Origin of the sequence: Klebsiella sp. K47, assembly GCF_051858335.1 — a bacterium.
GTDB lineage: Bacteria > Pseudomonadota > Gammaproteobacteria > Enterobacterales > Enterobacteriaceae > Klebsiella > Klebsiella pneumoniae.
Genome location: NZ_JBPYUI010000010.1, coordinates 3821 through 15014, shown reverse-complemented (window position 1 = coordinate 15014; position 11194 = coordinate 3821). Strand labels below are relative to the sequence as shown.

The 11194-nt window shown below is 56.3% G+C and carries 11 protein-coding genes and 1 tRNA gene; 7 read left to right on the top strand and 5 right to left on the bottom strand.

Annotated elements, in window-relative coordinates; translation table 11 throughout:
- Nucleotides 1-223: 223 nt before the first annotated feature.
- On the top strand, nucleotides 224-805 hold the full coding sequence (sodB, locus tag RRF55_RS11585) for a superoxide dismutase [Fe] (protein WP_002907771.1): 582 nt from the start codon (nucleotides 224-226) through the stop codon (nucleotides 803-805).
- Nucleotides 806-867: 62 nt separating this feature from the next.
- On the opposite strand, the gene RRF55_RS11580 is transcribed toward sodB, so the two are convergent.
- Both RRF55_RS11580 and cydH read right to left on the bottom strand, forming a co-directional pair.
- Nucleotides 868-2034, bottom strand: a complete 1167-nt coding sequence (locus RRF55_RS11580) for an MFS transporter (protein ID WP_130974854.1) — start codon at nucleotides 2032-2034, stop codon at nucleotides 868-870.
- Between the two features lie 166 nt (nucleotides 2035-2200).
- Entirely contained in the window at nucleotides 2201-2293 is a 93-nt protein-coding gene (gene cydH, locus RRF55_RS11575; protein ID WP_002907776.1) for a cytochrome bd-I oxidase subunit CydH, read from the bottom strand.
- Between the two features lie 292 nt (nucleotides 2294-2585).
- Between cydH and purR the strand changes: the two genes are divergently transcribed.
- A complete protein-coding gene (gene purR, locus RRF55_RS11570) occupies nucleotides 2586-3611 on the top strand; it encodes an HTH-type transcriptional repressor PurR (protein WP_002907778.1) in 1026 nt (341 codons plus the stop codon).
- On the opposite strand, the gene punR is transcribed toward purR, so the two are convergent.
- Entirely contained in the window at nucleotides 3538-4542 is a 1005-nt protein-coding gene (punR, locus tag RRF55_RS11565; protein WP_004184276.1) for a DNA-binding transcriptional activator PunR, read from the bottom strand. The two genes, purR and punR, sit on opposite strands and share 74 nt — an antisense overlap.
- A 112-nt stretch (nucleotides 4543-4654) precedes the next feature.
- Here punR and punC point away from each other — a divergent pair, with 112 nt between their 5' ends.
- Nucleotides 4655-5836 (top strand): purine nucleoside transporter PunC, encoded by a 1182-nt coding sequence (gene punC, locus RRF55_RS11560; protein ID WP_002907785.1) that lies wholly within the window; start codon nucleotides 4655-4657, stop codon nucleotides 5834-5836.
- 292 nt (nucleotides 5837-6128) lie between these two features.
- Nucleotides 6129-7277: a cyclopropane fatty acyl phospholipid synthase gene (cfa, locus tag RRF55_RS11555; RefSeq protein ID WP_002907788.1), complete on the top strand. Its 1149-nt coding sequence runs from the start codon at nucleotides 6129-6131 to the stop codon at nucleotides 7275-7277.
- 36 nt (nucleotides 7278-7313) lie between these two features.
- Here the strand turns inward: cfa and RRF55_RS11550 are convergent, their stop codons facing one another.
- The gene (locus tag RRF55_RS11550) at nucleotides 7314-7949 is read right to left on the bottom strand and encodes a riboflavin synthase (RefSeq protein ID WP_002907792.1); all 636 of its coding nucleotides are present in this window, start codon (nucleotides 7947-7949) and stop codon (nucleotides 7314-7316) included.
- Between the two features lie 229 nt (nucleotides 7950-8178).
- Between RRF55_RS11550 and mdtK the strand changes: the two genes are divergently transcribed.
- Both mdtK and asr read left to right on the top strand, forming a co-directional pair.
- Nucleotides 8179-9552, top strand: a complete 1374-nt coding sequence (gene mdtK / locus RRF55_RS11545; protein ID WP_016946504.1) for an MdtK family multidrug efflux MATE transporter — start codon at nucleotides 8179-8181, stop codon at nucleotides 9550-9552.
- A 175-nt stretch (nucleotides 9553-9727) separates the two neighbouring features.
- Nucleotides 9728-10078 (top strand): acid resistance repetitive basic protein Asr, encoded by a 351-nt coding sequence (asr, locus tag RRF55_RS11540; protein ID WP_016529399.1) that lies wholly within the window; start codon nucleotides 9728-9730, stop codon nucleotides 10076-10078.
- Between the two features lie 140 nt (nucleotides 10079-10218).
- Here asr and RRF55_RS11535 read toward each other — a convergent pair whose 3' ends face one another.
- Complete coding sequence (locus RRF55_RS11535) at nucleotides 10219-10797, bottom strand: TIGR00730 family Rossman fold protein (RefSeq protein ID WP_004175848.1); 579 nt, start codon at nucleotides 10795-10797, stop codon at nucleotides 10219-10221.
- Between the two features lie 254 nt (nucleotides 10798-11051).
- On the opposite strand from RRF55_RS11535, the gene RRF55_RS11530 reads away from it, so the two are divergent.
- Nucleotides 11052-11128: transfer RNA gene (locus tag RRF55_RS11530), tRNA-Val, on the top strand.
- Nucleotides 11129-11194 lie beyond the last annotated feature (66 nt).

The window sequence follows — 11194 nt, the reverse complement described above, 5'->3', positions numbered from 1 at the left end:
CTTATTGCCCACTCCTGCAGAAAACGGTTAAGCCTTCACCACATGCACCGGAGATAATAGCCTTTATCGTTGTAAGGCTTTTCACTGCTTGCGGCAAATGTTAACATTCTCAATACAATAACACGCCCGGGACGCGACAGCGTCGGGCGGTCAGAACACGATTCAGGTGAAAACCTCATCCTGTCAATGTGAGATAAAACAAAAAGTTATAAGGAGAGTAGCAATGTCGTTTGAATTACCTGCATTACCATATGCAAAAGACGCCCTGGCGCCGCACATTTCCGCAGAAACCCTGGAATATCACTACGGTAAACACCACCAGGCGTATGTCACTAACCTCAACAACCTGATCAAAGGCACTGCGTTCGAAGGCAAGTCCCTCGAAGAGATCGTCCGCACGTCTGAAGGCGGCGTATTCAACAACGCAGCGCAGGTCTGGAACCACACCTTCTACTGGAACTGCCTGGCGCCTAACGCCGGCGGCGAACCGGAAGGCGAACTGGCGGCCGCAATCGCCAAATCTTTCGGCAGCTTCGCGGATTTTAAAGCCAAATTTACCGATGCCGCGGCGAAAAACTTCGGCGCTGGCTGGACCTGGCTGGTCAAAAATGCCGACGGCAGCCTGGCTATCGTCTCCACCAGCAACGCCGGCACCCCGCTGACCACCGACGCGAAGCCGCTGCTGACCGTTGACGTTTGGGAACACGCCTACTACATCGACTACCGCAACGCCCGTCCAAGCTACCTGGACCACTTCTGGGCGCTGGTTAACTGGAAGTTTGTTGCGGCTAACCTGGCGGCATAAACGACAAACCGCAGCGGGGTCTCCCCGGCTGCGGTTTTTTTTTGCCCTTGCCCAGCCGATGATTACTGGCTGGCGAAAGCCTCTTCCGGCTGCGCTCGCCCGCTAAACCAGACCAGCAGCAGCGCCAGACCAGCGATAATCGCGCCCATCACCGGCACAAACGCATAGCCCAGTCCACCAGAGATCACCGCCCCACCGGCGGCGGCGCCCAGCGCGTTGCCGAGGTTGAACGCGCCGATATTCACCGAAGAAGAGAGCCCCGGCGCCTCATGCGCTACGCGCATAACCCGCATCTGCAGCGGCGGAACCACCGCAAAGGTTGCTGCGCCCCAGACAATCATGCTGATGGCCGCCCAGGCCTGGGATTGCGCCAGCAGCGGGATCGCCAGCATGATCGCCATCAGCAGCAGCAGAAAGCCCTTCAGCGTGCCGGAGACCGACCGGTCAGCAAATTTGCCGCCCAGATAGTTGCCTAGCGAAAAACCGACGCCAATCAGCACCAGCATCGCGGTTATAAACAGCGATGAAGCGTGGGTCAGCGTATTGAGCACTGGCGAAATGTAGGTATATAGCGTAAACATCGCCCCGGCGCCCAGCACGGTGGTCAGCAACGCGGATAGCACCTGCGGGCGCAGCAGGACAGAAAGCTCTTTTTTGACATCAGGACGTTCCCCCGCGCTGCCCTTCGGCAGGGAGAACCACAGGCTAACCATCGCCAGCAGGCCTAATCCCGCAGTAGCAAGGAAGGACATCCGCCAACCGATGGTTTCGCCAAGCCAGGTGGCCGCCGGCACGCCGCCAATGTTGGCGATGGTCAGGCCCATAAACATAGTGGCTACCGCGCTGGCCTGCTTATGCTTTGGCACGACGCTGGCCGCCACCACCGATCCCAGGCCGAAAAAAGCGCCGTGGTTGAGGCTGGTAATAATGCGCGACAGCAGCAGCGTGGTGTAATCCGGCGCGATGGATGACAACAGGTTGCCAACGGTGAAGATCCCCATCAGAAAAATCAGCGCATTGCGCCGTGCGCGATGCGACAACAGCAGCGTCATCAGCGGTGCGCCGACCATGACGCCGATGGCATACGCACTGATCAGCATTCCCGCTACCGGTATCGAGACGTCCACACCTTTCGCAATCACCGGCAGCAATCCCATCGGGGAGAACTCGGTGGTACCGATGCCAAAGGCGCCGATCGCCAGCGCAAGTAAAGGAAAGTTGATTTTCATTCAATGACTCCATCAGACCGTCAGAGAGGACGGCGTAACATCAGAAGTCAAAAGCATGACATCAATCACAAAAAAACAAAAGTGAACGAAATGACAAAAGATTTTTGCAGAATTGATAATAATGGCGGGATATGGGGAGGAAGCGGCCTCCTCCCTCAGCGAAACATTAGTGCAGTATGGCGGTCAGGCTGAAAGCGACAATCACGCCGAGAGCAATAATCGTGGTGATCAGCGAAAACTTTAAATTGGTATCCATCATTTTTCCCTCTTGTTATCCCCACACCAAAAGTGAGCTTGCTCATTTTTGCACAAAAAATCGCAAAAATCTTCCGGGATTTAGGGCGATGCACATTTTTGCTCTTCCACTTTGCCCCAAGATCGGACAAAATCCCACGCTAATTTAAAAGCGTATCGGCCATTGACCCCTTCCTGTCGTTCTGTGTCGTTTTCCCGACGTGATGCAATGTTGAAAATTGTATTCAGGGTGTGTGTAGGCAAACGTTTACGTATCGATGATCAGGCGATCAGGTCAAGGCATGGAGTGAGATGTAATGGCAACTATTAAAGATGTAGCGAAACGCGCAAACGTTTCCACTACAACTGTGTCACATGTAATTAACAAAACCCGTTTCGTTGCCGAAGAGACGCGTAATGCGGTATGGGCGGCGATCAAAGAGCTGCACTACTCGCCGAGCGCCGTGGCGCGCAGCCTGAAAGTCAATCACACCAAATCGATTGGCCTGCTGGCGACCAGTAGCGAAGCCGCCTATTTCGCTGAAATTATTGAGTCCGTTGAAAAGAGCTGCTTCCAGAAGGGCTATACTCTGATCCTCGGTAACGCGTGGAACGATCTGGAAAAACAGCGCGCCTATCTGTCGATGATGGCGCAAAAGCGCGTAGACGGTCTGCTGGTGATGTGTTCCGAGTATCCGGATTCGGTATTGAGCATGCTGGAAGAGTACCGCCATATCCCGATGGTGGTGATGGACTGGGGCGAGGCGAAAGCCGACTTTACCGATGCGGTGATCGATAACGCCTTCCAGGGCGGCTATATCGCCGGACGCTACCTGATTGAACGCGGCCATCGCGAAATCGGCGTGATCCCGGGTCCGCTGGAGCGCAACACCGGCGCGGGGCGACTGGCCGGCTTCATGCAGGCGATGAAAGAGGCGCATATCAGCGTGCCGGAAAACTGGATTGTGCAGGGCGACTTCGAGCCGGAGTCCGGCTACCGCGCAATGCAGCAGATCCTAAACCAGCAGCACCGCCCGACGGCGGTCTTCTGCGGCGGCGATATCATGGCGATGGGCGCTATCTGCGCGGCGGATGAAATGGGACTGCGAGTGCCGCAGGACATTTCGCTGATCGGTTATGATAATGTGCGCAACGCCCGCTATTTCAGCCCGGCGTTAACCACCATTCATCAGCCGAAAGATTCCCTGGGCGAGGCCGCATTTAACATGCTGTTGGATCGTATCGTCAACAAGCGTGAAGAGTCGCAGTCTATCGAAGTGCACCCTCGTCTGGTTGAGCGCCGCTCGGTAGCGGATGGCCCGTTTGTCGATTATCGTCGTTAAGGCATCTGGCGGGCGCGGATCTCTCCGGCGCCCGCAGCCACTCCCGATTCAGCGTGTCGCTGTCCCCCAGATAGTCAAGCATCCAGTTCAGCGCCGGTGAGGCATCGTTCTGCTGCCACGTCAGGCAGCAGGCGGCATCCGGGAACGGATTTTCCAGCGCCAGCGCAGTCCACTCGCCGCGATCTATCCATGGACGGGCGAAATGGCTCGGCACCATGCCGACGCAGAGTCCTGCCGACAAACAGGTTGCTGATGATTCCCAGTCAGGGACGACTACCCTCTTCTGGTTATCCAGCAACCATGTTGTCCGTTTAGGCAACGAGCGCGAGGTATCCTCCCGCACCAGCGACGGCCAGTTACGCAGGACGTCGTCGCTCAGGGGTCCATCCATCTTCGCCAGCGGATGATCGCTCGCCACCACGCAGTCCCAGCTCAGCATCCCCATATCGCGGAACGCATAGCGACCGCCGACCGGAATAGATCGCGTTGCGCCAATCGCCAACTCAACGCGGCCGTCGGCCAGCGCATCCCATACACCATTGAATACTTCCTGAAAGACGATCAGTTCGACGTCGGGAAAATGGCGATAGAAATCGACGATCATCTGACGCATCCGCGCCGGTTTCACAATATCATCCACTGCGATCGACAACTGTCCGCGCCAGCCGTTCGCAATTTGCTGACACTGCTGGCGGGTGATCTGCATTTTTTTGATAACAGAGCGCCCTTCCTGTAAAAACCAGACCCCGGCGGGGGTCAACTCCACATCACGATGGCGACGCTCAAATAAGGGAACGGCGAGCCACTCTTCGAGCTGACGCACGGTATAGCTGACCGCGGAAGGCACCCGGTGAAGCTCCTGCGCGGCCGCGCTGAAGCTGCCGTTACGGGCGACGGCATCAACCACTTCCAGAGAGTATTCAGACCACATTTTCTGCCTGCAAAATTTTTGAATGCATGTGACAAATATTAGCGTTTCACAAGCCACAATGCACTCCCTACACTCTGCGGCATCGTACCTGTACACCAACTATGAGAACGTTATGTCACAACCCGGGAAAGGATTTTTAGTCTGGCTGGCCGGCCTGAGCGTGCTGGGCTTTCTGGCCACCGATATGTACCTGCCGGCGTTTGCCGCCATGCAGCAGGATCTCAACACCTCCGCCGCCTCCATCAGCGCCAGTCTGAGCCTGTTCCTCGCCGGCTTCGCGCTGGGCCAGCTGTTCTGGGGACCGCTGTCGGACCGCTATGGACGTAAACCGGTGCTGCTGAGCGGCCTGGCGATTTTCGCGGCCGGCTGTCTGGGGATGCTGTGGGTGCACAACGCCACCCTGATGCTGGCGCTGCGCTTTCTGCAGGCGATTGGCGTCTGTGCCGCGGCCGTTACCTGGCAGGCGATGGTCGCCGATTACTATCCTGCCCAGCGCACGAACCGCATCTTCGCCACCATTATGCCGCTGGTAGGACTGTCGCCGGCGCTGGCCCCGCTGCTGGGCAGCTGGCTGCTGGTGCACTTCGAGTGGCAAGCCATCTTCGCCACCCTGTTCGCCATCACTCTGCTGCTGATGCTGCCTGCCCTGCGCCTGAAGGCAGCCGCGAAGTCAGTAGTAGTGACGCAGCAAAAGATCACCTTTCTCGCGCTGCTGCGCTCCCGGGAATACAGCGGCAACGTCCTGATCTACGCCGCCTGTTCCGCCAGCTTCTTCGCCTGGCTTACCGGTTCACCTTTTATCCTGCATGAAATGGGCTATGGCCCAACCGCTATCGGCCTGAGCTATATTCCGCAGACCATCGCCTTTCTGGTGGGAGGCTATGGCTGTCGCGCGCTGCTGCAGAAATGGTCCGGTCAACAGATGCTGCCGTGGCTGCTGGTGATTTTTGCCGTCAGCGTAGCCGCCACCTGGCTGGTGGGCCTGCAAACCCATGCCTCGCTGGTGGCGTTAATGATCCCGTTCTGCATGATGGCGGTGGTCAACGGCGGGATCTACCCCATCGTGGTTGCTCAGGCGCTGAAGCCTTTTCCGCAGGCGACCGGCCGCGCGGCGGCGCTGCAAAATACCCTGCAGCTTGGCCTGTGCTTCCTGACCAGTCTGCTGGTATCCGCGCTGATCGCCACGCCGCTGCTGACCACCACCAGCGTAATGCTGGTTTCGATTGGCTTAGCCGGAATAGGCTATCGCCTGCAGCAGACGCCGGAGCTGACACCCCACTCTTCCCACGCGTAATGCCCGTCGCCAGGGCCCGGACCAGTCGTTAGCATGCTAAGAAATTTTTATTGAAAGCCAGTACTTAGCGTCCTATACTGGATCCGGGTTCACATAAATAGAAAATAGTTACAGATTAACGGATGCAGGATGCCTCCGTTTCACCATGGAAGGCCTTTCGGCAAGGGTTATCTCCCTTCCTCTGTTTACGTCGGATAGCGACTTCACGGATTATCCGTGAGATTTCTCACAAAGCCAAAAAAGCGTCTACGCTGTTTTAAGGTTCTGATCACTTGGGCGTGATGGAGAAGCTATGAGTTCATCGTGTATAGAAGAAGTAAGTGTACCAAATGATGACTGGTACCGGATTGCAGCTGAATTATTAGGCCGTGCGGGAATTGAAATCAATGGCTCCGCGCCGTCCGACCTGCGGGTTAAAAATCCTCTCTTTTTTAAACGGGTTTTGCAGGAAGGTTCGCTGGGTTTAGGCGAAAGCTATATGGACGGCTGGTGGGAATGCGAGCGTCTGGATATATTCTTCCACAAGGTGTTACGCGCCGGGTTGGAAAAGCAGCTCCCACACCATTTCAAAGACACACTCCGCATCGCAGGCGCTCGTCTGTTTAATCTACAAAGTAAAAAACGTGCCTGGATTGTCGGTAAAGAGCACTACGACCTCGGCAACGATCTCTTCAGCCGGATGCTTGATCCCTATATGCAATATTCCTGCGGTTACTGGAAAGAGGCGCAGAGCCTCGAGGCCGCCCAGCAGGCTAAGCTGGATCTCATCTGCCGCAAACTGGAGCTGGAGCCAGGCATGCGGGTACTGGATATTGGCTGTGGATGGGGCGGTCTCGCCGAATATATGGCGCGAAATTATCAGGTCAGCGTCGTGGGTGTAACCATCTCCGCCGAGCAACAAAAAATGGCCCAGGCGCGCTGCGCCGATCTCGATGTAGAGATTCGTCTCCAGGATTATCGCGATCTGCACGACAGCTTTGACCGCATCGTCTCCGTTGGCATGTTTGAGCACGTGGGGCCGAAAAATTACGCTACCTACTTTGAGGTTGCCGACCGTAATTTGAAACCCAACGGCCGCTTTTTACTGCACACCATTGGTTCCAAGGTCACCGACCATAACGTTGACCCGTGGATCGATAAATATATCTTCCCGAACGGCTGCCTGCCTTCCGTGCGTCACATTGCCGAAGCCAGCGAGAAGCACTTTGTGATGGAAGACTGGCACAACTTCGGCGCCGATTATGACACGACCCTGATGGCCTGGTATGAGCGTTTCCTCGCCAGCTGGCCGGAAATTGCCGATAACTATTCTGAGCGTTTCAAACGCATGTTTACCTATTATCTGAACGCCTGCGCCGGCGCCTTCCGCGCCCGCGACATTCAGCTCTGGCAGGTGGTGTTCTCGCGCGGTATTGAACATGGACTGCGCGTCGCCCGTTAAATAACACTCCCCCGCTTATCGGCGGGGGATTTTTTTTCAGGCTTCATTGACCTTAGCCGCCATCTCTTTCGCGGCCAGCACGCGTTCGACCGTATCGACAACCGCCTGGGTCTGCGGATCAATCTCAATATTGACGCGATCGCCCAGTTTTTTCGCTCCCAGGGTGGTCCGCTGCAGCGTCTCCGGAATAAGATGCACGCAGAAACGGGTCGCCGTCACCTCACCCACCGTCAGACTAATGCCGTCAATACCGATGAATCCTTTATAGAGGATGTATTTCATCAGCGTTGGATCCTGCACTTTAAACCAGATCTGACGGTTATTTTCGGAAGTCAGAATCTTCACGATTTCCGCGGTGGTCATAATGTGGCCGGACATTAAATGCCCGCCGATTTCATCACTAAATTTCGCCGCTCGCTCGACGTTCACTTCATCGCCGACCTGAATATCACCAAGATTGGTAATCCGCAGCGTCTCTTTCATCAGATCGAAGCTGATGCGCGCGCCGTTGATTTCGGTCACCGTCAGGCAGCAGCCGTTGTTGGCTACCGAGGCGCCGGTTTCCAGCCCCTCCAGCATATGTGCCGGTAACTCAACCACGTGAGTGCGAAAATTGGGTTTATCATCAATGGAGACCACTTTCGCGGTTCCCTGAACAATACCAGTAAACATGTTTGGCTCCTGTTGAAAATCATGACGGTATCATTACCGCTTTCGCTATCGGGAACAATAACAGGAGGGCAAAGCGGTTGCCAGCGCGCTTCGTGCCTCGACTCTTTTTTCACTGGCTTAATAGCCAATCCTCGCTACAATAGACTGGAAATTCCTCATTTTTATCCCCTTGCTGCCAGTTACGGCGGCTTTTTTAGTCTCAAAATAACAACAATTCGAAGGTGTTCACGTGCAGAAGTATTTCGTTGAAGCGCGTCAGTTATTAGCTCTGGCTATACCCGTCATCCTTGCGCAGGTGGCGCAGACGGCGATGGGTTTTGTCGATACCGTGATGGCGGGTGGCTACAGCGCCACGGATATGGCCGCCGTGGCCATCGGGACCTCCATCTGGCTGCCGGCGATCCTCTTCGGCCACGGCCTTCTGCTGGCGCTGACCCCGGTGGTGGCGCAGCTTAACGGATCCGGGCGGCGGGAGCGTATCGCGCCTCAGGTGCGTCAGGGCTTCTGGCTGGCCGGCTTTGTCTCGGTGCTGATCATGGTCGTGCTGTGGAACGCCGGATACATCATCAGCTCCATGCATAACATCGATCCGCTGTTGGCTGAGAAGGCGGTTGGCTACCTGCGCGCGCTGCTGTGGGGCGCGCCGGGCTATCTGTTCTTCCAGGTCGCCCGTAACCAGTGTGAAGGGCTGGCAAAAACCAAGCCCGGGATGGTCATGGGCTTTATTGGATTACTGGTCAACATTCCGGTGAACTATATTTTTATCTATGGTCATTTCGGCATGCCCGAGCTGGGCGGCGTCGGCTGCGGTGTGGCGACGGCCTCCGTTTACTGGGTGATGTTCGCCACCATGCTGTGGTGGGTGCGCCGGGCGCGTACGATGCGCGATATCCGCTGCGCCGAGCGCTTCAGTGGCCCTGATTTTGCCGTCCTGTTACGGCTGGTGCAGCTGGGGCTGCCCATTGCTCTGGCGCTGTTCTTTGAAGTCACTCTGTTTGCCGTCGTCGCGCTGCTGGTCTCCCCGCTCGGGATCATTGACGTCGCTGGTCACCAGATCGCGCTTAATTTCAGCTCGCTGATGTTCGTTCTGCCGCTGTCGCTGGCGGCGGCGGTCACCATTCGCGTCGGCTTCCGCCTTGGCCAGGGCTCAACGATCGATGCCCAGGTTTCGGCCCGCACCGGCGTGGGCGTGGGGGTCTGCCTGGCGGTATTTACCGCTATCTTTACCGTCCTGATGCGTAAGCAGATTGCGCTGCTGTATAACGATAATCCCGAGGTGGTGACGCTGGCCTCGCACCTGATGCTGCTGGCGGCTATCTATCAGATCTCCGACTCTATTCAGGTGATCGGCAGCGGCATTCTGCGCGGCTATAAAGATACGCGGTCTATCTTTTTTATTACCTTTACCGCGTACTGGGTGCTGGGTTTGCCAAGCGGCTATCTGCTGGCGCTGACCGATATGATTGTGCCCCGCATGGGACCTGCCGGTTTCTGGTGCGGATTTATCATCGGTCTGACCTCCGCCGCCATCATGATGATGCTGCGGATGCGTTTTCTGCAGCGCCAGCCTTCCAGCATCATCTTACAGCGCGCTGCGCGCTAACTTGTCTAAGCCCGCCGCTCCGGCGGGCTTTTTCGTTCTTCGCTATAACGGCGCGTTGTACATTCCGTTACTCCCTGACACCAAAGACTCACTGATAGCCTCCCGGCAGGCGCTTATAGTGTTGCCAACAGCCCCGCAGTGGGGTTACTCAAGAAACCAAGTCGAGGATTTCAGAATGAAAAAAGTATTAGCTCTGGTCGTTGCCGCTGCTATGGGTCTGTCATCAGTTGCTTTCGCTGCCAATGCGGCAAGCACCACCCCGAGTGCAGCAGCCAGCCATACTACCGTTCACCATAAGAAACATCACAAAGCGGCCGCGAAACCGGCAGCCGAGCAGAAAGCGCAGGCGGCGAAGAAACACCACAAAGCCGCTGCTAAACCGGCAGTCGCGCAGAAAGCGCAGGCGGCGAAAAAACACCATAAAGCCGCTGCTAAACCGGCAGTAGCGCAGAAAGCGCAGGCGGCGAAGAAACACCATAAAACGACGCACCATGCAGCTAAACCGGCGGTTAAACCGGCGGCATAATGGTCAGGGCGTTAAGGTGATAAACCGGCGCTGAACAGCGCCGGTTTTTTTTCAGGAGGACATCATGCTGCAACGCTATCGCTTCGAATTGCTGCTGTTACTGCTCATCGTCTGCGCGCTGTTTACCCTGCGTTTGATGTTTAAATAGCTGGCTGCTGAACCCATTTACGGGCCGGCGGCGTATAGTCGCGAAAACCGGCGATAATCTCGTCTGCCGAGGTAGCGAACGGCAGCATCTCCGCGTAGCGCGGGTGCATAAACCCTTCCCGTACCATGTTATCGACCATCGCCTGAAGCGGATCGTAATAACCCTTAATATTCAGGAACGCGCACGGTTTCTCATGGATCCCCAGCTGCGCCCAGGTCCATTGTTCGAAAATCTCCTCGAGCGTCCCCGCCCCGCCCGGCAGGGCAATAAAGCCATCCGCCAGCGCCGCCATTTTGGTTTTCCGCTCGTGCATATCCTCGACCACATGCAGCTCCGTCAAGCCGCGGTGGGCAATTTCCCGCTCCACCAGGCCGCGCGGCATCACGCCGATCACCACGCCACCGGCCTCCAGCGCCGCATCGGCGACCGCCCCCATCAGACCAACTTTGCCGCCGCCATAGACAAGCGCCAACCCCTGCTGCGCCAGCGTACGTCCAACCAGACGGGCGGTTTCGAGGTACAGCGGATGTTCGCCAGCTGAAGAACCGCAGAAAATACCAATCGATTTCATCTTCGTTATGACTCCTTCTCTTCTGGTGGCCGATAATTTAACACATCGGCAACCCTTCCGCGCAGGTTTGGACTGGCTGAAAAATAAGACCCGTGATGCTCGCTGGCGAAGAAATATCCTTGTGGTTCAGTAAAATATATCCGGAATGAGTAAAAGTTCCGCAATCGCATGCAATGTGCAAGAAAAGTGACGTTTACCTCTTGCCACATCCCCTCCCTGCCGCTAATATGCGTCCCCGTTGTCACCACAACATTGCGTTCGTAGCTCAGTTGGTTAGAGCACCACCTTGACATGGTGGGGGTCGTTGGTTCGAGTCCAATCGAACGCACCATAATGCGTTTATAGCTCAGTTGGTTAGAGCACCACCTTGACATGGTGGGGGTCGTTGGTTCGAGTC